The sequence below is a fragment of the Flavobacterium bomense genome, from assembly GCF_003970355.1.
Genome location: NZ_RYDJ01000157.1, coordinates 1 through 293, shown reverse-complemented (window position 1 = coordinate 293; position 293 = coordinate 1). Strand labels below are relative to the sequence as shown.

1 pseudogene is annotated in these 293 nt (G+C 35.8%); it reads right to left on the bottom strand.

The window, feature by feature from the left end:
* Window positions 1–293, bottom strand: a pseudogene (locus tag EKL98_RS16360) (ribonucleoside-diphosphate reductase subunit alpha); the annotation flags it as partial.

Here is a 293-nt window from a genome sequence, read left to right as displayed (position 1 = left end):
AGTACCTGTTCTGCGGATGGCTCTTTAACTTCTAATGGCTCCGCTTTTTTGTCGTTGTTCAAGGTAAATTTTATCGCATCAACTGCTGCTTTTGTTCTCAAATAATACATTCCAGTTTTCAAACCCGACTGCCAAGCATAAAAGTGCATTGAAGTCAATTTAGAATAATTTGCATCTTGCATAAACAAGTTCAAGGATTGCGATTGATCTACAAAATACCCTCTTTGACGAGACATATCGATAATGTCTTTCATAGACAGTTCCCAAACTGTTTTATATAACTCTTTCAAATC